This window comes from Stenotrophomonas sp. STEN035, assembly GCF_056759935.1.
The window spans coordinates 81,616-102,896 of the sequence record NZ_JBRRDY010000011.1 but is presented as its reverse complement, the minus strand read 5'-3'; the positions used below and the strand labels follow the sequence as shown (position 1 = coordinate 102,896).

The following is a 21,281-nucleotide window of genomic DNA, read 5'->3' as shown; positions in this document are numbered from 1 at the left end:
CCTTGGGAACGGGCTTCGAACAGCCCATCACCCTACTCCGTTCCCCTGTGAGCGGCATGTGCCGATGGTGGCGCCGGCCGACACCGGACGTGTCGGCTGGACGCTCAGCTGGAGCTGTGGTTCTTGCCCTGCCACTGCCGGTACCACTGGCGGATGGCGGCCATATCGGCCACATCGTCACCACTGGTATGGAATACCGGGCCGAAGCCGATGACCTTTTCCGGGTAATGGAAATAGGCCGGGATGATCGGTACATCGGCCATGCGCGCGATCTTCAGAAAGCCGCCCTTCCATTCAGTCACCTGCTTGCGCGTGCCTTCCGGCGCCAGCGCGTACCAGATCTGCTCGCTGTCGCGGATCATCGCCACCGCTTGGCCCACCGTGCCCTGCGGCGAACTGCGATCCAACGGCACCACGCCCATCCGCCGCAACACCACGCTCAGTGGCCACCAGAACAGCTTGTCCTTGCCGAGGATGCGTGCTTCCAGGCCCAAGGCCATCTTCGCGGCCAGGCCCCACAGGCCATCCCAGTTGGACGAATGCGGTGCGGCAATCACCACCGCTTTGGCCAGGTCCGGGATGGGCCCACGGATCTGCCAGCCACCCAGGCGCAGCACGCTGCGGCCCAGCCAACGGCTGAAGGCGGCGCCCTTGCGCTGCGGCATGGCAGCGGGAATAGCCGGAATGGTCGGCGGTGTGTTGCTCAAGCACTACTCCCAATTACGTGTTGAACGGCCGCGCTTGACCTGCGCGCGTTCTTTTTTCTGATCCAGCCGGCGCAGCTTGGAGCCGTACGAGGGCTTGGTGGCCACCCGTGGCTTGGGCACGCTCAGGCTGGCCTGGATGAAGCTGGCAAGACGTTCGCGCGCATCCTGGCGGTTACGGTCCTGGGTGCGGAAGCGCTGCGCATCGATCACCAGCACGCCTTCGCTGGTCACCCGGCGGTCGCGGCGGGCCAGCAGGCGCTCGCGCAGTGGTTCTGGCAGGGACGGCGAGCCGGCGATGTCAAAACGCAGTTCCACCGCGGTGGAGACCTTGTTGACGTTCTGCCCGCCCGCGCCGGACGCGCGCACGAAACGCTCGACGATCTCCGTTTCCGGTATCGCCAAGTGTTCCGAGATCTCAATCTGCTCCGTCGCCATCGGCGCATTGTAAGGGCTGTTGCGGTTTTAGCTGCCTCCTGGCGAGAGACGCAGCGCAGCCATCTGCCCCCTCCTTTGCGCATAGCGCAGGGGAGGGTTGGGGAGGGGTGCCTTTCGCGGCCGACGTTGAGTGCTTGCGCTGGTTCTGACTACAGGGTCTTGCGGGCTGGATTTAGCCGAGCGGCTGGAGCTTCAGAAGCACCCCTCCCCAGCCCTCCCCTTTGCTACGCAAAAGGGAGGGGGCTCAAGCAAGAGCACCCCTCCCCAACCCTCCCCTTTGCTACGCAAAAGGGAGGGAGCTCAAGCAAGAGCCCCCCTCCCCAACCCTCCCCCTTTGCTGCGCAAAAGGGAGGGAGCAAAGCGTGCACTCGCTACGTCTGCGGGGACGCAACCACCTGCTCCCTCCCTTGCGCGTAGCGGAGGGGAGGGTTGGGGAGGGGTGCCTTTCGCGGCTGACGTTGAGTGCTTGCGCTGGTTCTGACTACAGGGGCTTGTGGGCTGGATTTTGCCGAGCGACTGGAGCTTTAGAAGCAACCCTCCCCAACCCTCCCCTCCGCTACGCGCAAGGGAGGGAGCTCAAGCAAGAGTACCCCTCCCTGCCCTCCCCTTTGCTACGCAAAAGGGAGGGTTCCATTCATTCCCAATACTGCCCGGCCCAGCGCCGGTAGGCGCGATAGTGATGGATCGCGAAGCCGTCAAATGAGGGCTCGTTGCGCAACGCGCGTTCCACCTTGCGCACTTCCTGCTCAAACACCTTCGGCCCTTCTTCATGGAAGGTGACTTTGTTGATGTCGTTGGACGACACCTCCAATCCAATCACCACCTTCTTGCCAACTTCATTGGCATAGGCAATCTCGCTGGACGCGTGCGACAGGATGCTGTCCCTGCCCTCGGCCTTGTCTCGGTAATCCATCAAGGCGACGTAGTCGTAGATGTTGATGGTGTGCTCGCTGACCGGACGGTGACGGCCATTCCAGTCAACCTCGATGCCGTCCAGCCAGAACGGAATCGCCGGGCCAACCGCCAAAGTCGCGCCACTCTCCTGTTTGATACGCATCACTGCCGCGCTCATGTCCAGGAAGCCCACCAGCAGGTCGGCACGCGTATCGTCATCCCACTCGTCGAGGATATGCGGCTCGATGTCGAGGTTGGCGCCATCAAAACGCGCTGACTCCGGCACCGAGGCGTTGTAGTCCACCACCCGCCGGAACATCGCCTCAGCCTCCTTGCGGTGCTCCGGCAACACGTATTTCTGGGTGCTCAGGTACCAGGAACCCAGCAAGGCATAGACCTTCATGTTCTTGCTGTGCAGGCGCTCGATGAAGGCTCGGTACAGCTGCGGCTGCTCGACGATGAGATTGCGATCCTTGTAGGCGTCGGCATACAGGTACACGGTGTCGATGCGCTGCGACTTGAGGTACGCCACCGCCTCATCGGCGACCGCCGGGTCTTCGATCATCGCGTACGACTCGGCTTCCCAGGTCCAGATCGCGCGGCTGGCCGCTGCCGCCTGCGCGATTGGTGCTGCACATAGCGCGACCAACAGGCCAAGGCCGAACATCCGACTCATTGCGACTTCTCCGCGCCTGCAGCGGCCTCCACCTGCAGGTGGTAACGGCCCTGCCCGATCGCCTTGCCACTGTCCGGGTCGGACGGGAACACCGACACGTAGCAACGGCCACCGCAATCCTGCGGCAGGCGCAGCTGCAACTGCACCTGCTGACTGCCGCCCGGCGGCAGCTGCATTGCCTGCCCATACACTTCCTGCAGTTCGCGGCCATCCTCGGCGGACATCACCGCCAGCGGCACGAACAAGCGGCTTGGTTTGGGATCGCCACTGCTGAACACCGCGGTCAAGCGCACGCCATCGGCGACGGTGGCAAGCTCGGCCGAGGCCAACGACAAACCATGTGCTGCCGGTGCCGCAGCCACTTCGGCAGCAACCGAAGGCGCGCTGTACGCGACCAGCCTGGGCGTCGCACCTTCCGGCGTCAGCGCGTTCTTCTGCATGAAGATCGCATTGGCCTGGGTGTAACGCTGCAGGCGCTGGGTGGCCCAGGCGAGCACGCTGGCATCGTCGGTTTCGGCCAGGTGCATGCCGTCCTGCAACTCGTACAACTTGCCGTCATGCAGCCACCAACGCCCGGCCAGATATTCCGGCGCACTGGTCTTGGTCTGCTTCAACGGGAATTGCTGATTGCTGCGGAAGCTCTCGGCCATGTCCAGGCCAGTGCCCAGCCACGGTGTCTGCGCCGGCCGCTTCAGCCCATAGGTATTGGACAGCAAGGCGATCAACGACGGCGTCACGTCCAGCTGCGAGGACACCGCGCGGATGCGCTTGGGCTGCTTGAGCAGCGGTGAGAAAACGATCAAGGGCACGTGGTAACGGTCCACATGCTCGCCCATCGGGATTTCTGGCAGGCGATGGTCGCCGGTGATGACGAAGATGGTGTTGGCATACCACGGAGTCTTTTCCACCGAGGCGAAGTAGCGGCGCAGCTGCTCGTCGGTGTACAGGATGGTGCTGTAGATATCGGTACTGGCGCGGTAGCTGGCACGCTCCGCCTCAGGTACCTGCAGCTGCTGCAGACGCTGCTCGAACTGCTTGCGGTACACATCCTGATCCGGGAACTCGTAGCTGGTGTGCATCGAGATCGTCTGGATCGCGGTCAAAAACGGCGCCTGCACGCTGTCATTGTCGGCCAGCACCCGCGAGATCAGTTCCTTGTCCGGGTAACCCCAGGCACTGAACGGATTGCGTTGATAGCCCTCGCCGAAGTTGTTCATGTCGACCAGCGTCTGCACCTGCTGGCCCTGCATGTAGGCGCGCTCGTTGTCGAAGCTGGTGTCGGTGCCGTTGTAGAAGGCGGTGTTATAGCCCTGCTGGCGCAGCACGCTGAACAAGCCGGGATGCGCCGGCATGCGGTCACCAAGGCCGGTAAAGCCCTCGTCCGCAAACGGTGCCGAACCAATCAGGGTCGGCAGCACACCGAAGGTGCGCCCCTGGTTGGCGAGGAAGTTGTCGAAGTACAGGCTGCGCCCAGCCAGCTCATCGAGGAACGGGGTGAAACTGCCCAGCGATGCCTGCGGACCGGAGAACGAACGGCCCAGGCCTTCAACCACAATCAGCACGACGTTCGGCGGTCGGCCATCGCTGGTCGGGGAAAAATTGGGACCCAAGGCATCCGGGGTCTGCTCCGTGTGCAGGAACGGGAAGTTCGGATCCAGCGGCGCTTCATCGTTGGCAACGGCGCTGGGTACGACGGCCACCTCTGACTCGCCCTTGAACCAACGCCACACATCGCCGCTGAACCAGGCCAGTTTGTTGCAGGCCAGATCGCGCGAGGCGACATCCTTCAAGGCCACCGCTCCGGCGGGCAGCGGCAGGATCCAGGCGATACCCCCCGCGACCAACAATGCCGTGCTCCACACCGTGGAGCCGCGCGCATCACGCCGCGCCAGCCATAGCAGGCCCAGCCACAACACCAGCAACGGCAAGGCCATCGCCAGCACGCCGCGCAGGCCGAGCGGTGCGCCATCGGCCAGTGTGGTGCGGATCTCGGCAAGGCTGTAGCCGAACAGATCCGCACCCAGCGGCACATGCGCGACCTGGAAATACTGGTCAAGCAGCACCTGCACCACGATGAACAGCGACCACAGCACGCCCAAGGCGATGTAGCGCGGCAAAGCTCGCTTGATTGCCAGCAAGGGTAGCGACAACAGCACCAGGATCGGCACCGAACGCAGCAGCATCAGCAGCGCCTGGGCACCGGCAATACCGGCAATTGCACCGGTCTGCAAGCCACCACCGGCACCTGCAACACCGTTGCTGACCGCCATTGCGACCAGCACCAGCTGCGCAAGCAGCAACACCGGGAAGGCCGAAGAAAAGCGCGCCCAGGCGCCACCGTCATGCGTGGAAATCATCGTCAACTGCTCCGTTACCAGCGCGTATAGATAGAGCCCGACAGGCGCTGCTCTTCAAAGCCACCATCGTCGTCCGCATAACCGGCACCCAGCTTGAAACCCCAGTTGGGTGTGAGCTGATGCCGCCAGGCAACACCGATGGCGGCGTTGCTGTCACGCACGACGCCGCCGAAGCGATCCAGATCGCTGCTGCGGCCGCTGCTGACGCTGACTTCCAGATAGTCGTCGGCATCGCCCTTGTAGTAATTACGCAGCAACACGCGATGGCTCCAGCTGCCCGAACCGACACCCGGCACGTGCTGCAGCTTGTAGCGGCCATACCAGTTGCCGACATAGCGGCCGACGCCGACGCCGTAGAACTCGGTGGTGTCGGAGAAACGCAACTGGTCAACGCTGGCCGACAGTTCCCAGCCATTGCCCACGCCCTGGAACACTTCCACGCGCCAGCTCTGCTTGGGCAGCACACCGCTGGAAGGGCCGCGTTGGTAACGCAGGTTTGCGTAGGCGCGTGACCATAGCGGCGCGTAGCCATCCAGCGCCCAGGCAGTGTCGGAGGTGTTGAAGTGATCGGCGCGCAGCAGTTCCAACCCAAGCGAGCCGCGTGGGAAGTAACGACGCAGGGTCAGATCGTTGTCATTCCAGCTATCACGGCCACCGCTGAAACGGGTGTGATCCCAGCCCAGGCTCGCACCCCAACGATAGCCATCGGCCGCCACCGCATCGGGGTTGGCCATGCGCGGCAACAGGCTCAGGCGCAGCTCGGCGATTTCCTTGGGATCTGCACCCAGCGTGGCGGCAGCATCGAAATCGGCACGCGCCGCAGCGGTCTGGCCGAGTGCACGCAGCTCGCGACCACGCGCGATGCGTGCGGCGGGGTCCTGTGGTGCCAGCTCAACCCAGCGCGAGTACGCATCCGCAGCCTGCTGCGGACGGTCACTCCAGCGGTACATGTCGCCCAGTGCCGACCAGGCGTCGGCATAGGTCGGGCTGTTCTTCACTACCTGCTGCAGATCGGCCTCTGCGGCAGCGTACTGGCCGTCCCAGGCGTAGGTGCGGCCACGCGCCAACAGCACGTCGCCGTTGCCCGGATGCTCGGTCAACAATGCGCTGTAGCGGGCGATGGTTGCCGCACGATTATTGGCCTCGGACTGCTCGCGGATCTGCTGCAACTGCAGGGTCAGGCTGTCCGGTGCTTCCTGGGCAAACGCCAGCAACGGCGCAGCGGCCAGCGCCAACAACAGGCAACGCGACAGCACATGGCGAGGAGCACGGACGGAGTGGTGCTGGGTCATGGAACGGTTCCTGGCAATCATTGGTTGATACTCGATTCGCTTACCACCGACGATGCAACTGCCACCGCCACCGGCACTTCTTCCTTCTGGTTCTGCTGCCAGGAACCATCACGACTGATGCGCCCCCAGCTATGCCGCTTGCGACGGCTGAACATCCAGCGGATCGTGGCGGAGAAACGCCAGATGGAGTTCAGCTGGCGATAGCCGAAGTTCTCCAGGATGGCCACCACGAACAGACGCAGCTGCTGCGCTGGTCGCGAGTACAAGCCGAAGGAGAGCTCTTCCAGCAGCATCGCGTTGACCGAGAGCAGGATGCCCATGCCGACTGCCGCGGCCAGGAAGATCAGGAACACATCCAGCTGCACCAGCCCGCACAGGGCCAGCACGATCATCGAGACATAGCCCACCACTTCGATGATCGGCCCCAGGAACTCAAAGAACAGCATGAACGGGAAGGCGACCCAGCCCGCTGCGCCGCTACGGCGATTGAACAACATGCCGATATTGGTCCATAGGCTTTCGGCCAGACCACGCTGCCAGCGCATGCGCTGGTTGCGCAGTGAAGCCAGATCGGTCGGCGCCTCGGTCCAGCACACCGGATCGGGCACAAACACGATGCGGTAGTCGCGCTTTTCTTCGCGCAGATTGCGATGCAGACGGATCACCAGATCCATGTCCTCGCCGACGGTGTCGGTACGATAGCCGCCGATGGCGATCACCCGCTCCTTGTAGAACACGCCGAAGGCGCCGGAGATGATCAGCAGCGCGTTCATCGGCGACCAGCCCATGCGTCCGAACAGGAAGGCGCGCAGGTATTCCACCAGCTGGAAGCTGGGCAGCCAGCGGTTGGGCAGGCCGATCTTGTCGAGCATGCCGTCGCGCACGGTGCAGCCATTGAGCACACGCACCACGCCGCCGCTGGCCACCACGCGGCTGTCCTCAAGGAATGGCCGCACCACCCGCGACAGGCTCTCCGGCTGCAGGATGCTGTCGGCGTCGACCACGCAGAACAGCGGATAGCGCACGCAGTTGATACCGGCGTTGATCGCGTCCGCCTTGCCGCCATTGGCCTTGTCGACCATGCGCACGCGCGGGCAGCTTGCCGACGCATAAACCCCGTGCACCGGCTCGGTCTGCAGGCGCGTGCGGTAGGCCTCGGGCACGCGTACCAATCCAAACGCCTCGATCAGCGCATCGCGGGTACGATCGCTGGAGCCGTCGTTGACCACCACGATCTCGAACGCCGGATAGCTGGTCTTGAGCAGCGAGCGCACCGAGGAAACCACCGAGGTTTCTTCGTTGTACGCGGGCAGGATGATGCTTACCGGCGGTTGGTAATCGCGCAGACCGGCTGGCAGGTAATTGGCCCGATACTCGCGCATGTAGCGCACGATCTGATAGGCCGAGATGTAATTCAGCAGCAGGTAGGCCAGGTTGATCGCGACGAAGTAGACCATGAAGAACCACTGCAGCGAGTCGGCGATACTCACCCAGGGAATCTGCTGCACGTAGCTCACCAGCATCTGCCAATAAGCGTTCATGTCGCACTCCTCATCGCGTTCTCGGACAGCACCTGTTCGATGATGTCGCGCCCGTAGCCATCACTCTGCCGCGACTGCACTTCACGCAGGGCGTCCGCCCCCATGCCCGGCAGGCCGAACAATGCCTGTGCGGTGCGATAACGCACCCACCAGACGCTGTCTGACAGCAGCGCTTCCAGTCGCCCGGCATCGCCATGCTCGCCGATGCGGCCCAGCGCCGCTGCCGCGTGCATGCGTACATGCCAACGCGACGCCGTGAGGAAACCCATGACGCGCTCGCGATCCTGGCGATCGTTGATCAGCTGTAGGCACACCGAAATGATGTGGTCATCCACGTGCCCTTCCAGCAACTGCCGCACCACCACCGCCGCACGCTGCGGATCGATGTCGGCAAGGAAGCGCACCAGCTTCACGGTGGAATCGGCATTGGCGCGCAGCAGGGCGTTACTGATCTCGCGGGCAGCGCTGCCATCCTCGTTCTCAGCCAGGATCCGCGCCACGCTGCCGGGCACCCAATCCTCGCGCTCGGCGATCATCGGCACGAAGGCGGACATGGCGCGCGGTGGATCCACCTGCGCCAATGCCCGCGCTGCGCACAGCGAGACAATCGGGCTACGGTCGTTGAGAAATTTGACCAGCAGGTCGTATAGATGCCGGTCGCGCAGATGGCCCAGGGCAATGATGGTCATGGCGCGGTCGTGGTAGCTGCCACGCAACATGCGCTGCGCCGCCTCTTCCAGGCCCACACGGTGACCGAGCGGGGTCAGCCGCCGTACCGACGCTTCCGGCAGGCTCTCGCAGATGCTGTTCCACGCTTCAATGAAGCCTATGACCTCATCGCGTTGCAATCGATGCACCGGCACGGTTTCACCGGCCAGCTCGCGCTGCAGCACATCGTTCCAATACTGCCGGGCCTGGGTGTCGCGCTTTTCCCGGCGCTGCGCCCGTACCCGCAGAACAACAATGATCAACAGCAATACCGTGGCCAACAGCAGGGTGAGAATCGCCACCCAACTGGCCACGACAAGTACGGTCGGCCCCTCGAACAGACTGTCCATCGCAGTTCCCTACTTGTTGCGGATACGTGGCTTGCGAGACCACGTACCCCCCCTGGGTACAGCTCCTGGTGCCAAGCATAGATAGAAACGTGATTCCCGTCTCTATTTTCCGCAATTTCAGTAAGGTTTCCGTCATCAAACTATGTTAAGCGTGATCGTAAGAAGTAAATTTTTCATTAAAAACAATGCGCTACCGCGCACTTCGGCAATCGCAACTGTCTTGCCAGCTACCCTCGAATGCCCGAAACCTGTCTTCAGCCCCGACAAGGCCGCGGTTATGCTCAAGCCCAGCCCATCACAAGGACGATCCATGCAGCGCTGCCGCCAGACCCTTCGTACCCGTTGCGCGCCCCTGTTGGTCGCCGCCAGCCTGGCGCTTGCCGGTATCGCGCCGGCATGGGCGGCCCCTGCCACCGATGCCGACGTCAACCGTTTACTGGCCGCCTCCCGCGCCCAGAACATGCTCGACGCGATGCTGCCGCAGATGGAAGCCATGCAGGCACAGCAGTTCGCCGAGATTGCCCAGAAGCAGTCGCTGACTGCCGAGCAGAAGGCGGGACTGCAGCGTATCCAGCAACGCACCTCGCAGACCTTGCGCCAGGCGCTGGCCTGGTCGCAGATGCGGCCGATGTATGTGGATCTATACAAGCAGTCGTTCTCGAAGGAGGACGTACTGGCGATGGCCGAGTTCTACGAGAGCCCGGCCGGCCAGAGCCTGCTCGACAAGACCCCGGCGCTGATGCAGAACCTGATGGTCGCCATCCAGCAGAAGATGACCCCGCTGATGGCGGACCTGCAGAAGGACCTGGAAAAGATCAACAGCGAAGTCAAATAAGCGCCCAACTGTAGTGCCGAGCCATGCTCGGCAAGGGGCGTTACCTATAGAGCCGCCCCGGCTTTTGTAGGAGCGGCGTCAGCCGCGAAGCTGGCAATGCTGGAATCACCGGCATTTCTGCGATCTGATGGTTTGTGGGCTTCGCGGCTTATGCCGCTCCTACAATCCTGCGCGTGCTGATGGGTTGCGGGGAAAGCCTCTGCCGAGCATGGCTCGGCACTACAGGTGAGGCTGCTGCCGAGCATGGCTCGGCACTACCTCAGTCCGGTAGCTTCCAAGCGAACAGGTCCATCGCTTTCTGGAACTCGCGGTCCAGTGGTGCACGCACTTCGATGCGGTGACCGCCCTGTGGGTGCGGGAAGGCCAACCGCTCGGCGTGCAGCAGCATGCGGTGCACGCCCTGCATGCGGAACGTGCGGTTGTGCCGGCCATCACCGTGGCTGGTGTCGCCGATCATGTGATGGAACATGTGCTTGAGGTGCCGCCGGATCTGCCGGAACCGCCCGGTCTGCGGCTGGCAACGCAGCAGCGCATAGCGCGAGGTCGGGAAGCCCGTCGACGGAATCGGCAACTCGCCTTCCAGCAGCTTCTGGAAGTGGGTGATGGCCTGCTTCTTGACCGGCTTGCCGGGGCCGCCATCCAGATCGTGATCGACGGTGAAGGCATCTTCCGCCGGCCAGCCGCGACACACCGCCAGGTAATCCTTCTCCACTTCGCCGCCCATCAGCGTCTTGCCCAGTACGCTGGCACTCTCGCGGTCGAAGGCCAACAGCAGGCAACCACTGGTGGCACGGTCCAGACGATGAATCAGGAAAATCGGCTTGCCCAGCTGCTCGCGCAGACGGTCAGCGAGGAAATCATCTTCGCCACGGGCAAGCTTGCTGTCGTGGACCATCAAACCCGCAGGCTTGTTGACCACCGCCAGCCACTGGTCTTCGTACAACAGCGGCAGCGGTTCAAAAACAACCGGCGCCTCCACTGCGTCATCGACAACATCAGTCATCGACGCAACCACGCTGAAGCGACCGCAATCGCGCCGACCGCGCCCGTCACCCACGACCATAACGGCACCGAGGCGAACTGCGGGCCGCCTGCTTGCAGGCCATACAACAAAGCCGACACCACCATCAAACCGGCACCGGCAACCGCGGTAACCACGCGCCGCTGCATGCGCTGCAGCGTGCCTTCGAGATTGACGATGTCCTGCGAGCGCATCGCCAGCTCATGCTTGCCTTCCACCTGCTGGCGCAGCCAGCTGTGCAGCAGTGCCGGCATGTCCGGGGCCTGGGTCATGATTTCCGGCAGGCGCTTGCGCAGCTCCTTCAACGCGCGACGCGGGCTGTAACGCTCGCGCAGGATGCGTTCCAGCACCGGCTTGGCCACTTCCCAGATATCCAGGTTCGGGTCGAGCTGGCGGCCGACGCCTTCGATGTTCAACAGCGTCTTCTGCAACAGGATCAACTGCGGCTGCAGGGTCAGCTGGTAACGCTGGGCGGTGCGGAACAGCTTCATGAGCACTTCGGCCAACGAAATCTGCGACAGCGGCCGGGTGAAGTACGGTTCACAGACCGCGCGCACGGCAGCTTCCAGTTCGTCGATACGTACCGTGTTCGGCATCCACTGCGCCTGCAGGTGCAGCTCGGCGATGCGGCGGTAATCACGGTTGAAGATGGCCATGAAGTTTTCGGCGAGGTAGAACTGATCCTCTTCCGACAGCTGGCCCATGATGCCGAAGTCCAGCGCGATGAAGCGCGGGTTGTCGCGGCGCGCCGGATCGATATCGACCCAGATGTTGCCGGCGTGTGCATCGGCATGGAAGAAGTTGTCGCGGAACACCTGCGTATAGAACACGCGCACGCCCTTGGCGGCCAGCGCCTTGCGGTCGATGCCGGCCTTGTCCAGCGCGACGATGTCGTCGGAGGGAATGCCCCAGACCCGTTCCAGGGTCAGTGCGCGCTCGGCGGTGTGGCTCCAGATCACTTCCGGAACGTACAGGTCGTCCGAGTTTTCCCAGAAGCGGCGCAGCACGCTGGCGTTGGCGCCTTCGCGCTGCAGGTCCAGCTCTGCCGCCAGCGTGGTTTCGATCTCGGCCACCACTTCGCGCGGGCGGATCTTGTCGGCGCGCGGATGGGTACGCTCGACCAGCGCAGCCAGCGACTTGAGCAGGGCGATGTCACCGGCGATCTGCTTTTCGATATCCGGGCGCAGCACCTTGACCACGACCTGGCGGCCATCGTCCAGCGTCGCTGCATGCACCTGCGCGATCGAGGCCGAGGCCAGCGGCGTGGTGTCGAAGCTGGCGAAGGCTTCGGTGATCGGCAAGCCCAGCGCCTGCTCGACGATCTGCAGCGCGCGTTCGCCGTCGAAGGGCTTGACCCGGTCCTGCAGCAGAGTCAGTTCGGCGGCGACATCCGGCGGCACCAGGTCGCGGCGGGTGGACAGGATCTGCCCGAACTTGACGAAGATCGGACCCAGTTCCTGCAGCGCCAGACGCAGGCGCGCACCGCGCGACTGCGAGGCGATATCGGCACTGGCACGCGGCACGAACGGCTTGGCGACGCTCAGCCAACGCTCGACCGGTGTGTCATCGAGCAGATCATCCAGACGGTAACGCAGGATCACCCGGCCGATGCGGCTGGCGCGGAACATGGCGCGGAGCAGCTTCATGCGGCACCTCCGGCGCGCTGACGCAGGCGCGCGATGCGCGCGGCCATGCGTTCGACGTCATCGCGGATCACGTCCACATCATCATGGAAGGCATCCAGCTCGGCACGGGCAACGACATCACGCGACTCCTCGGTAACGTATTCGGCGGCGGTTTCGGCCAGATCCTTGGCGCTGCGCCTGGCCTGCAGCAAGGCTGCACGCAGGGTCTGCGCGATCTGCACGCCGAGGATCTCGCCAAAGGCTTTGACAAAAGGCTGCTGCCAATCCGGATCAAAACGGGTGGCCAGCTGCTGCAGGCGGCGCGCCAGCTCGGCATCGCCGGAGACCTTGACCCGCCCTGCCGGCGCGCTGTTGCCGCGCCGTGCATTGGCCAGGAATGGAAGCTGCGCCAGCACCCCGCCCAGCGTGCTGCGCACCGCCAGGTCCGGCTCCAGCGACGGGTCCACCGGGCCCACGGTCAGACGTTCACCGGCGACCCCGATCTGCATCGCCAGCGATGGCGATTCCAGGGTCAGGGCGATGCGCTGGCCATCCAGCGAGGTCAGCGCGGTGCGGGTATCCGGGTCCAGCGCCAGCGCGCGGTTCAAGGCCACTTCCAGCGCGCGGCCGGCCAGCGGCTTGATCATTTTGAGGGGAGATGCAGGCATGCCTGGCATTCTACCGGAGGGGCGGGATTGGAGATTGGATGGCAGCGGAGAGCTGATGCCTCGCCAGCACAGGATTTGTTCATGTAGCGGCGCCTTGCGCGTGAAACCGCACTTTCGGTGGCAAGCCGCGCCAGCTGGTCGCCGCGATCAATACGTTGCGAATCCCTAGCCGCCCGTTCCGGCTTGAAAGCAAGCGCCGATCCCTATTCCCGAATCGCGGCGTTTGAGTTCATGCTATGCAGACACCACCAAACACAGCGTCAGGAGCACACAGGCAATGGGCAAGACCCGGGTTGGCATCATCTTCGGCGGTCGTTCGGCCGAGCACGAGGTCTCGCTGCAGTCGGCGAAGAACATCTTCGATGCGCTGGACAAGGAACGTTTCGACGTCAGCCTGATCGGCGTGGACAAGCAGGGCCTGTGGCACCTGTGCGATGCGGCCGGCTTCCTGCTCAATGCAGATGATCCCAAGCGCATCGCGCTGGATACCTCCGGCCCGGTGCTGTCAGTATTGCCCGGCGCCGAGCGCGGCCAGCTGCTGGCTGCCGATGGCCGCGAGGTCCCGCAGTTGGATGTCGTGTTCCCGATCGTGCACGGCACCCTCGGCGAAGACGGCACCCTGCAGGGCCTGCTGCGCACCTTGAACCTACCGTTCGCTGGCCCCGGCGTGCTTGGCGCAGCCGCGGCGATGGACAAGGACATGGCCAAGCGCTTGCTGCGCGATGCCGGCCTGGCGGTGGCGCCGTTTGCCTGCTTCAACCATGTCACCGCTGCACGCGCTGACTACGCTGCACTGGTCGCACAGCTCGGCCTGCCGCTGTTCGTCAAGCCGGCCAACCAGGGTTCATCGGTGGGCGTGAGCAAGATACGCAATGCCGACGAGTTCGCCACCGCAATGGCGCTGGCCCTGTCGTTCGACCACAAGGTACTGGTGGAGTCGGCGATTGTCGGCCGCGAGATCGAATGCGCGGTGCTGGGCAACGACGTGCCCGAAGCCAGCGTCTGCGGCGAAGTGGTGGTGCATGACGACTTCTACGCCTATGACACCAAGTACATCAGCGCCAGCGGTGCGGAGACGGTGATCCCGGCCGATATCGCTGCCGAAGCGCAGCAGCGCATCCGCGAGATCGCCGTGCGCGCCTACCAGGCGCTGGACTGCATCGGCATGGCGCGCGTGGACGTGTTCCTCACCGAAGCCGGCGACGTCGTCATCAACGAACTGAACACCCTGCCCGGCTTCACCAAGATCAGCATGTATCCCAAGCTGTGGGGTGCAAGCGGGCTGGGCTATACCGCGCTGATCACGCGCCTGATCGAGCTGGCGCTTGAGCGTCATGCTGCAGACAAGAACCTGCGCAGCTCCATCAGCACCTCGGTCTGATCGAAACTACCGAAACGACGCGGCCCGCACCCTCGATGAGGATGCGGGCCGTTCTGTTTCTGGCGTCAGAAGTGATCAGCCTTTCTTGCGGAACATCGACACCACCGCAAGGATCAGGAAGACGACGAACAGGATCCACGCAATATTGCTGGCCGCACCGGCAATGCCACTGAAGCCGAGCACGGCTGCAATGATGGCGATGACGAAGAAAACGACGGCGTAATGCAGCATGGGCTGGGTCCTCGGTTGGAATCAGGGTTCCATCCTCGGCAATCGCCGGTCGCGATACGGTGACAGGAACGTTAGCGCCGCATGATGGCGACGCAGTCCATTCAGGAAGCAGCCGCCAATCGCCGTAGCCCTTCCTCAATCGAAACCTTGGGCACGTAGCCGAAATCGCGACGTGCCGGCTCCATCGAATACCAATGCGGCGTGCACAGCTGCTCGGCGAGAAAACGTGTCATCGGTGGTTCGCCAGACAAGCGCAACAGCGGCCACAGCTTTTCGCAGACAGAGCCTATGCGGTAGGCGGTCTTGAACGATATCGACTTATCCACTGCAGGCGCACCAACTGCGGCAAACAGGCGGTTGAGCAGTTCGCGCATCGGCAGCGGTTCGCCGTTGGAAATGAAGTAGGCCTTGCCGGCGCAAGCCGCACCGATCACCAGATGATCGAAGGCATCGAAGTGCGCCTGCGCAGCGTTGTCGATGAAGGTGGTATCGACCTTGTTGCTGCCATCGCCGACAAAACGCAGACGGCCGGCGCGGGCGCGTTCGGCCAGGCGCGGGACGAGTTGGTTGTCGCCCGGGCCCCAGATCAGGCGCGGACGCAGGGCGATGGTTGCCAGATCGGCACCATTGGCGGCCAGCACTTCCTGCTCGGCGATGGTCTTGGTGGCGGCATACGGCGCCTGGAAATCCTCGCCGTAGGGAACCTCGTCTGCTCCCAGGCCTTCGACCGGATGGGTGGCGCGATGGGTGACGCTGGGCGTGGAGGTATAGACCAGGCGGCCGATGCCATGCACCTTGCAGGCGGCCAGCACGTTGCGGGTGCCGACCACATTGGCCTGGAAGTAGCTGTCGTAGCTGCCCCACGCTCCAGCCTTGGCGGCATTGTGGAAGATGGCATCGACACCGGCGGCGGCGTGATGCACGGCATTGGCATCGGCCAGGTCGCCACGGATCTGGCCAACGCCGATTTCCTGCAGGGACGGGTAATGCCCGCGATTGAAGCTCAGCACCTGATGGCCGCGTTCGACCAGGCCACGGCACAAGGCCTGACCGAGAAAACCACCACCACCGGTAACCAGAATCTTCATTCGTTTGATCGCTCTGCTGCTGGGCTTCCGCGCCAACTGGCCGCGTCGGAAGCATTGAGATTTGTCCGTCAGTATCGCAGCAGTAGTGCTCGGGTGCTTTGCCGGGAATGTTGGCGGAGAGCTTTACCCCTCCCCAGCCCTCCCCTCCGCCTTCGGCGCAAGGGAGGGAGCAAGAGCCCCCCTCCCCAACCCTCCCCTTGCCTGCGGCAAAGGGAGGGAGCAACAGCAGCAGCGCTGCGGGTGCGTCGAGCAGCCAGGCTTTAGCCCTCCCTTTCGCGCAGCGAAGGGGAGGGTTGGGAGGGGTGCTCTTCGCCGTGCGCCAAGGCCCGCAGAATGTCCTCCAACACAGCCGGCATCCGCTGCAGAACCTCGTCATTCCAATAGCGCAGCACACGGAATCCCAATCCCTGCAGCACCTCGGTTCGCCGCTGGTCATAGGCAAGCTGCTCAAGATGCTGCCCTCCATCCAGCTCGACGATCAGCATCGCCTCAAGGCAAACGAAGTCGGCGATGTAACCGGCCAAGGGCATCTGCCGACGGAAGCGGAAACCTGCCAACTGGCGACGCCGCAGTTGCTGCCATAGGCGGCCTTCCGCATCGGTTGGTGTGTTGCGCAGGGCTCTTGCGCGTCTTCGCAGCTTGTCCATTGCAGCTCTCCGGTTTTTTGTACGGAAAGCCTGCAATTGCTGGTGAAGGGAGCCTGTCAGGAAACCGCTGGGTTGCGAGCTATCCCTCGACTCGAAGAACACTGCGCTTTACCCCTCCCCAACCCTCCCCTCCGCCTTCGGCGCAAGGGAGGGGGCAGGAGCACCCCTCCCCAGCCCTCCCCTTGCCTGCGGCAAAGGGAGGGGGGCGAAGCGTTAGCCCTCCCTTTCGCGCAGCGAAGGGGAGGGTTGGGAGGGGTGCTCCTGCTTCAAGCTTTCAAGCTCAGCCCAACTGCGCCTGCGCCCACACTGCCAGCTTCTCGCGCCCGATCTTGGCGTTGTGGCGGATATCCACCGGGAAACCCGGGTGACGCAGGAAATGCTCGATACCTGCCAAATCTGGATGACGCAGTGCCATGGCCCGCAACTGCGTTTCGATTTCAGCGAAGTGCTGATCCGGCAGCGGTTCGTAACACAGCACCGGTACCTGCTGACCCAAGGCACCCACACCGACCAAGGCCGTGCGCCGCACGCCAGCCACCGTGTTGAACACCGGCTCCACCTGCTCGGTATACAGCGGCCCTGTCGCCGTCTCGACGCGATGCGTCTTGCGCCCGCAGAACCACAGCCGCCCCTGGGCATCGAACCAACCCACATCGCCCATGCGATGCACGATGCGCTCGCTGCCGTCGGCCAGCACTTCGCGGATCTTGGCTGCAGCCGTTGCCTGCGGTCGATTGAAATAGCTGTCAGTTGTGGTCGGGCCGACCACGGTGATCTCGCCCACTTCACCGGCCGGCAACTCACGCACCCCATTCCAATCAGCAATGGGTTCGTCGGTGATGGCAATGATGCGCACGACATTCGGTGCGACCACGCGACCAACGCAGGTGCCAGCACCGGCCTCGGTGGCCTCACGCGTATCGACCAGTTCGCGACCTTCAATCACCGCAACCGGCAGGCATTCGGTGGCGCCGTATGGCGTCCAGAACTGGCCGCCCTCCGGCATCAGCGAACGGATCCTGGACACGATTTCCGGCGGCACCGGTGCGCCGGCCGAGGTGGCGCGGGTCACCGTTGGCAGCGGCTGGCCGTGCTCGGCCAGTACTCGCATCAGCGCCGGCGAACCGAACAGCTGGGTCACGCCGAAACGGGCAATGGCATCGTGCAGCTTGCGTGGATCGGCGCTACCCGGCCGAGTCGGGTCCATGTCCGGGATCACCGACGTCAGGCCCAGCGCCGGGTCGAACAGGGCGAACGGCGGGAAGGTCGGCAGGTCGATGCCGCCGGGCTGCATGCCGAAGGCGTTGCGCAGCAGTTCCACCTGACCGACGAAATGGCGGTGGCGGTAGACCACACCCTTGGGCACGCCGGTGGAGCCACTGGTGAACAGGATCGCGGCCACGTCGTCGGGCGCGGTGGCAGCCAGCTGACTACCCGCACCGGCACCATCGGCCTCGATCTTCGCCAGAGTGACGCCACCCCAGCACCAGCGCCGACCGACGGTGACCTTGACCCTGGCCGCCTTGGCCCAGCCCAGCAGCACCCGCGCAAATTGCGCCAAGGGGATGCCAATGAAGGCCTGCGGCTGCGCTTCGTCCAGGCACTGCTTCAGCGCGCGCTTATCTATGCCCGGGTCGACCAGCACCGGCACCGCGCCGATCTTGAACAGGGCGAACATCAGCAGGAAGAACTCCGGCCCCGGCCGCACCATCACCACCGCACGCACCCCACGGCCGATGCCGTTCGCCGCCAGACCAGCGGCAATGGCGTCGCTGCGGGCATCCAGCGTGCGGTAATCGAGGGTGACGTCGTAAGCGGCCATGCCGTTGCCGGCGGGCTTGCCCGGGCAGCGGATGGCGATCTGGTCGGGCCGTTCACGCGCCAGCTCGGGCAGGCGCGCGGCGATATTGCAGGTTTCGTTCATCTTCCTATTGTCGCCAATGCAGAAAAATCTTGCGCGCAGGCCGTCACCGTGGAAAATTTCGCACCTTCCTTTTGTCCTAATCCTGCCGCCTAGGCCGGTATCCCATGCCCCATCCCTGCCTGACCTGCGGCGCCTGCTGCACCCAATACCGCGTTGCCTTCCACTGGATGGAATCGGACGAAGTCACCGAAGGCGGCGTGCCCCACCAGCTGACCCAGCGCCTGGATCCGCACCGGCTGTGCATGCAGGGCACCTATTCGGACCCGATCCGCTGCGTGGCGCTGGACTCGGAGATCGGCGTGTACTCACGCTGCACCATCCACCCGAACCGGCCCAGCGTGTGCCGCGAGGTGGACGCCTCCTGGGAATATGGCAAGGCCAGCTCGCAGTGCGACCGCGCGCGTATCGCCCACGGCATGCCGGCACTGACCCTGGCTGACTGGCGTTGGCGCGATGGTGCTGACAATGACGACGACCATCCGGACGACAACGGCAACAGCCCGTCCTCTCCGCCGAATACGCCGATTGCGGCTTGAGGGTGATGCGGTAGCTGTTGGCTTTGGGCTTTGGGCTTTGGGCTTTGGGCTTTGGGCTTTGGGCGTTGGGCGTTGGCGCTTGCCCTTACGCCGTCATTCCCGCGCAGGCGGGAATCGCTCTAGCTGTTGCTCTTCGCCCTTGCCCTGTCCAAAGCCAAGGCAGGAGCCGAAGCAAGAGCTAGAGCCAGAGCGATTCCCGCCTGCGCGGGAATGACGGCAAATAAATCAACGACATAAAAGCAGAAAGCCAGAAGCGAAAGGCGAGAAGCGAAAAGCGAAAGCCCGCCCCTCAAAGCGCCTTGTAACGCCCCCACAACACCTCAAACTGCTGCGCGAAGCTGCGCACCAGATTGCGGTCATTGCTGACCACCAGGTTCTCATCGTTGTGCTCGGTGGCAGTGCGCGTCCAGTTGAAGCTGCCATTGGCCAGCTGCTTGCCATCGAACAACGCGAACTTGTGGTGCATGTGGTATTCGCTGTGGTCCACCCGCACCGGGATACCGCTCTCATTCAAGCGACGGACATCGTTGCCGTCGTCGTAGACCTTGTCGTTGTCGCTGACGATGCGCACCACCACGCCACGTTTGTGCGCATCCAGGATGACACCGCTCAGGCGGTCATCGGAGATGGTGAACACGCAGATATCCAGCGTCTGTTTGGCGCTGGCGCAGAGCGCGCGCAGACGCTGCATGCAGGCATCGCCCGGCGAGAAATAGGTACTGGTCAGGGTTTCGACCGGGCCGGCGTTGACGTCCAGCGTGCGCACCACCTGCTCAACCCACTTCAGCATCGGCAGCGCTTCGGCCGGATTGGCGTTGATCTGCTCACGGGCGATATCGAAGGCGCGATTGCGCAGGAAACGCAGGCGGTCAGGTGATAGCTCCGCGCCAAGCTCGCGTAGTGCGGAGCGTTCCTCGTTGCTCAACGCAAGGTCCTGCGCGCTGTCACGCAGCTGACGGTCCAGGCTGTCGAAATCCATCCCTCACTCCCTGTGCAAAGAAGCACAGAGCTTCGCACACCCCTGCGTGCCTCTGTAGGAGCGCCGTAAGCCGCGAAGCTGGCGCAAAGAGAACGGCCGCAAAAACTACCCCTCCCCAGCCCTCCCCTCCGCCTTCGGCGCAAGGGAGGGGGCAGAAGCAGGCATCGCGCGCGCTCAGCTTTTGTAGGAGCGGCGTCAGCCGCGAAGCTGGCAATGCTTCAGTCCGCGAGAAATCAATCATCGCACGCGGTTTGAGCGAAACGCCAGGCAACGGCTTGCAGGATGCAGAGGTAGCCGTAGCGGATCTATCCCTTGCTTCGCGGCTGACGCCGCTCCTACAAGTGCCCGCGCTCCCACAAGCCCCGGCTCACCCCAGTGGGTTGCGCTCCAGGAAGGCTCTTACCGCCGGCACGATCACTTCGTGCTTGTCTTCCAACACATAGTGGTTGGCATCTTCAAACGTGGTCACTTCGGCCTGCGGCAATGCCTTGCGGAAGCCGGTCAGGAAGTGATGGTCGAAGCAGATGTCACGCAGGCCCCAGGCGATGTACACCGGGCGATCCGCGAACGACGGCAATGCCTGCGCCGCACGCTCCAGCAACGACCAGGCCTTGTCGGCCGGCGACAGCGGGATGTCCTGCATGAAGCGGATGGTGGAAATGCGGTTGTCCCAGTTGTTGTACGGGGACACATAGGCGCGACGCACATCCGCCGGCATGCGTCGGCTCACGCCCAGCCATGAGGCACCGGCGGAGAACGCGTTGAAGGTACGGATGAACCATTCGCCCAGCTTCCAGTGCCGGCCCATGGCGATCTGCCACGGCATCGGCTTCTCCGGCGGCAACGGGAACGAGGCGGTATTGGTGATCACCAGGCGCTTGACCTGATCGTGGTGCGACAAGGCCCAACCGGAGCCGATCATGCCGCCCCAGTCATGCACGGCCAGGGTCACCGGGCCGGTGATGCCCAGGTGCTTGAGCAACGCATCCAGGTCATCCACGCGCGACTGCAGGGTGTATTCGTAGCGGCTGTCATCGGGCTTGTCGGACAGGCCCATGCCGATATGGTCCGGCACGATGCAGCGGTATTTGTCGCTGAGGCCGTTGACCAGGTGCCGCCACAGATAGCTCCACGACGGGTTGCCGTGCAGCATCACCACCACCTCGCCATCGCGCGGGCCTTCGTCGATGTAGTTCATCGACAAGCCGGGACGGACTTCGAAACGGTGGGTCTTGCTCGGGTAACCGGGGAGTTTGTTCATCGGGTTGCACCTGCGGCTGCTAAGCCCCGCTCCCGTCGGGAGAGGGGTTGCGGAGAGGGTTGGTCGGAGTGGAGGAGCGTGGACTACCGCTCGAACTCCAGGCACATGCGTGCTGCGCACGCGTC

At 63.8% G+C, this 21,281-nt stretch carries 19 protein-coding genes; 3 read left to right on the top strand and 16 right to left on the bottom strand.

Annotation, left to right across the window (positions count from 1 at the left end; translation table 11 throughout):
• Window positions 1-104: 104 nt before the first annotated feature.
• The 7 genes from ACVOLL_RS08065 to ACVOLL_RS08035 form a co-directional block, all read right to left on the bottom strand.
• Window positions 105-707, bottom strand: coding sequence for a lysophospholipid acyltransferase family protein (locus ACVOLL_RS08065; protein ID WP_481512424.1), 603 nt, complete (start codon window positions 705-707; stop codon window positions 105-107).
• 3 nt (window positions 708-710) lie between these two features.
• Complete coding sequence (gene arfB / locus ACVOLL_RS08060; protein WP_481512423.1) at window positions 711-1,142, bottom strand: alternative ribosome rescue aminoacyl-tRNA hydrolase ArfB; 432 nt, start codon at window positions 1,140-1,142, stop codon at window positions 711-713.
• A gap of 634 nt (window positions 1,143-1,776) precedes the next feature.
• On the bottom strand, window positions 1,777-2,712 hold the full coding sequence (locus tag ACVOLL_RS08055) for a hypothetical protein (protein WP_481512422.1): 936 nt from the start codon (window positions 2,710-2,712) through the stop codon (window positions 1,777-1,779).
• Window positions 2,709-5,069: an LTA synthase family protein gene (locus ACVOLL_RS08050; RefSeq protein ID WP_481512421.1), complete on the bottom strand. Its 2,361-nt coding sequence runs from the start codon at window positions 5,067-5,069 to the stop codon at window positions 2,709-2,711. Before ACVOLL_RS08050 ends, ACVOLL_RS08055 begins: the two co-directional genes overlap by 4 nt.
• 14 nt (window positions 5,070-5,083) lie before the next feature.
• Window positions 5,084-6,361, bottom strand: coding sequence for a YaiO family outer membrane beta-barrel protein (locus tag ACVOLL_RS08045; RefSeq protein WP_481512420.1), 1,278 nt, complete (start codon window positions 6,359-6,361; stop codon window positions 5,084-5,086).
• 17 nt (window positions 6,362-6,378) lie between these two features.
• Window positions 6,379-7,902 (bottom strand): glycosyltransferase family 2 protein, encoded by a 1,524-nt coding sequence (locus ACVOLL_RS08040; protein WP_481512419.1) that lies wholly within the window; start codon window positions 7,900-7,902, stop codon window positions 6,379-6,381.
• On the bottom strand, window positions 7,899-8,960 hold the full coding sequence (locus tag ACVOLL_RS08035) for a HEAT repeat domain-containing protein (RefSeq protein WP_481512418.1): 1,062 nt from the start codon (window positions 8,958-8,960) through the stop codon (window positions 7,899-7,901). The genes ACVOLL_RS08040 and ACVOLL_RS08035 overlap by 4 nt, the downstream gene beginning before the upstream one ends.
• A gap of 310 nt (window positions 8,961-9,270) precedes the next feature.
• Between ACVOLL_RS08035 and ACVOLL_RS08030 the strand changes: the two genes are divergently transcribed.
• The gene (locus ACVOLL_RS08030) at window positions 9,271-9,795 is read left to right on the top strand and encodes a DUF2059 domain-containing protein (protein WP_282272241.1); all 525 of its coding nucleotides are present in this window, start codon (window positions 9,271-9,273) and stop codon (window positions 9,793-9,795) included.
• A gap of 259 nt (window positions 9,796-10,054) precedes the next feature.
• Here ACVOLL_RS08030 and ACVOLL_RS08025 read toward each other — a convergent pair whose 3' ends face one another.
• Genes ACVOLL_RS08025 through ACVOLL_RS08015 form a run of 3 tightly spaced genes read right to left on the bottom strand, consistent with a single transcriptional unit; the run spans window position 10,055 to window position 13,109 of the window.
• Window positions 10,055-10,798 carry a pseudouridine synthase gene (locus ACVOLL_RS08025; protein ID WP_481512417.1) on the bottom strand — a complete coding sequence of 248 codons (744 nt, stop codon included), beginning with the start codon at window positions 10,796-10,798 and terminating at the stop codon, window positions 10,055-10,057.
• On the bottom strand, window positions 10,795-12,462 hold the full coding sequence (gene ubiB / locus ACVOLL_RS08020; protein WP_481512416.1) for a ubiquinone biosynthesis regulatory protein kinase UbiB: 1,668 nt from the start codon (window positions 12,460-12,462) through the stop codon (window positions 10,795-10,797). Before ubiB ends, ACVOLL_RS08025 begins: the two co-directional genes overlap by 4 nt.
• Window positions 12,459-13,109 (bottom strand): ubiquinone biosynthesis accessory factor UbiJ, encoded by a 651-nt coding sequence (locus ACVOLL_RS08015; RefSeq protein WP_481512415.1) that lies wholly within the window; start codon window positions 13,107-13,109, stop codon window positions 12,459-12,461. The genes ubiB and ACVOLL_RS08015 overlap by 4 nt, the downstream gene beginning before the upstream one ends.
• A gap of 277 nt (window positions 13,110-13,386) precedes the next feature.
• On the opposite strand from ACVOLL_RS08015, the gene ddlA reads away from it, so the two are divergent.
• Window positions 13,387-14,490 (top strand): D-alanine--D-alanine ligase, encoded by a 1,104-nt coding sequence (gene ddlA, locus ACVOLL_RS08010; protein WP_481512414.1) that lies wholly within the window; start codon window positions 13,387-13,389, stop codon window positions 14,488-14,490.
• 75 nt (window positions 14,491-14,565) lie between these two features.
• Here the strand turns inward: ddlA and ACVOLL_RS08005 are convergent, their stop codons facing one another.
• From ACVOLL_RS08005 to oleC, 4 genes are all read right to left on the bottom strand, one after another.
• A complete protein-coding gene (locus tag ACVOLL_RS08005; RefSeq protein WP_282269396.1) occupies window positions 14,566-14,721 on the bottom strand; it encodes a DUF1328 domain-containing protein in 156 nt (51 codons plus the stop codon).
• Between the two features lie 101 nt (window positions 14,722-14,822).
• Window positions 14,823-15,809 carry a 2-alkyl-3-oxoalkanoate reductase gene (gene oleD, locus ACVOLL_RS08000; protein ID WP_481512413.1) on the bottom strand — a complete coding sequence of 329 codons (987 nt, stop codon included), beginning with the start codon at window positions 15,807-15,809 and terminating at the stop codon, window positions 14,823-14,825.
• Window positions 15,810-16,069: 260 nt separating this feature from the next.
• Window positions 16,070-16,456 (bottom strand): endonuclease domain-containing protein, encoded by a 387-nt coding sequence (locus ACVOLL_RS07995; protein WP_481512412.1) that lies wholly within the window; start codon window positions 16,454-16,456, stop codon window positions 16,070-16,072.
• Window positions 16,457-16,736: 280 nt separating this feature from the next.
• Window positions 16,737-18,380, bottom strand: a complete 1,644-nt coding sequence (oleC, locus tag ACVOLL_RS07990) for an olefin beta-lactone synthetase (RefSeq protein WP_481512411.1) — start codon at window positions 18,378-18,380, stop codon at window positions 16,737-16,739.
• A gap of 104 nt (window positions 18,381-18,484) precedes the next feature.
• Between oleC and ACVOLL_RS07985 the strand changes: the two genes are divergently transcribed.
• Window positions 18,485-18,916 (top strand): YkgJ family cysteine cluster protein, encoded by a 432-nt coding sequence (locus ACVOLL_RS07985; RefSeq protein ID WP_481512410.1) that lies wholly within the window; start codon window positions 18,485-18,487, stop codon window positions 18,914-18,916.
• A 289-nt stretch (window positions 18,917-19,205) separates the two neighbouring features.
• Here ACVOLL_RS07985 and ACVOLL_RS07980 read toward each other — a convergent pair whose 3' ends face one another.
• Window positions 19,206-19,895: a phospholipase D-like domain-containing protein gene (locus ACVOLL_RS07980; RefSeq protein WP_481512409.1), complete on the bottom strand. Its 690-nt coding sequence runs from the start codon at window positions 19,893-19,895 to the stop codon at window positions 19,206-19,208.
• A gap of 367 nt (window positions 19,896-20,262) precedes the next feature.
• The gene (locus ACVOLL_RS07975) at window positions 20,263-21,156 is read right to left on the bottom strand and encodes an alpha/beta fold hydrolase (protein ID WP_481512408.1); all 894 of its coding nucleotides are present in this window, start codon (window positions 21,154-21,156) and stop codon (window positions 20,263-20,265) included.
• Window positions 21,157-21,281 lie beyond the last annotated feature (125 nt).

What these genes read in the sequence shown, in the direction of transcription:
- arfB (WP_481512423.1), bottom strand. Translation starts at nt 1,142, where the DNA reads ATGGCGACGGAGCAGATTGAGATCTCGGAACACTTGGCGATACCGGAA.
- ACVOLL_RS08005 (WP_282269396.1), bottom strand. Translation starts at nt 14,721, where the DNA reads ATGCTGCATTACGCCGTCGTTTTCTTCGTCATCGCCATCATTGCAGCC.
- ACVOLL_RS07975 (WP_481512408.1), bottom strand. Translation starts at nt 21,156, where the DNA reads ATGAACAAACTCCCCGGTTACCCGAGCAAGACCCACCGTTTCGAAGTC.
- oleD (WP_481512413.1), bottom strand. Translation starts at nt 15,809, where the DNA reads ATGAAGATTCTGGTTACCGGTGGTGGTGGTTTTCTCGGTCAGGCCTTG.
- ACVOLL_RS08035 (WP_481512418.1), bottom strand. Translation starts at nt 8,960, where the DNA reads ATGGACAGTCTGTTCGAGGGGCCGACCGTACTTGTCGTGGCCAGTTGG.
- ACVOLL_RS08030 (WP_282272241.1), top strand. Translation starts at nt 9,271, where the DNA reads ATGCAGCGCTGCCGCCAGACCCTTCGTACCCGTTGCGCGCCCCTGTTG.
- ACVOLL_RS08040 (WP_481512419.1), bottom strand. Translation starts at nt 7,902, where the DNA reads ATGAACGCTTATTGGCAGATGCTGGTGAGCTACGTGCAGCAGATTCCC.
- ACVOLL_RS07985 (WP_481512410.1), top strand. Translation starts at nt 18,485, where the DNA reads ATGCCCCATCCCTGCCTGACCTGCGGCGCCTGCTGCACCCAATACCGC.
- ubiB (WP_481512416.1), bottom strand. Translation starts at nt 12,462, where the DNA reads ATGAAGCTGCTCCGCGCCATGTTCCGCGCCAGCCGCATCGGCCGGGTG.
- ACVOLL_RS08025 (WP_481512417.1), bottom strand. Translation starts at nt 10,798, where the DNA reads ATGACTGATGTTGTCGATGACGCAGTGGAGGCGCCGGTTGTTTTTGAA.
- ACVOLL_RS08015 (WP_481512415.1), bottom strand. Translation starts at nt 13,109, where the DNA reads ATGCCTGCATCTCCCCTCAAAATGATCAAGCCGCTGGCCGGCCGCGCG.
- ACVOLL_RS08055 (WP_481512422.1), bottom strand. Translation starts at nt 2,712, where the DNA reads ATGAGTCGGATGTTCGGCCTTGGCCTGTTGGTCGCGCTATGTGCAGCA.
- oleC (WP_481512411.1), bottom strand. Translation starts at nt 18,380, where the DNA reads ATGAACGAAACCTGCAATATCGCCGCGCGCCTGCCCGAGCTGGCGCGT.
- ACVOLL_RS07995 (WP_481512412.1), bottom strand. Translation starts at nt 16,456, where the DNA reads ATGGACAAGCTGCGAAGACGCGCAAGAGCCCTGCGCAACACACCAACC.
- ACVOLL_RS08050 (WP_481512421.1), bottom strand. Translation starts at nt 5,069, where the DNA reads ATGATTTCCACGCATGACGGTGGCGCCTGGGCGCGCTTTTCTTCGGCC.
- ACVOLL_RS07980 (WP_481512409.1), bottom strand. Translation starts at nt 19,895, where the DNA reads ATGGATTTCGACAGCCTGGACCGTCAGCTGCGTGACAGCGCGCAGGAC.
- ddlA (WP_481512414.1), top strand. Translation starts at nt 13,387, where the DNA reads ATGGGCAAGACCCGGGTTGGCATCATCTTCGGCGGTCGTTCGGCCGAG.
- ACVOLL_RS08045 (WP_481512420.1), bottom strand. Translation starts at nt 6,361, where the DNA reads ATGACCCAGCACCACTCCGTCCGTGCTCCTCGCCATGTGCTGTCGCGT.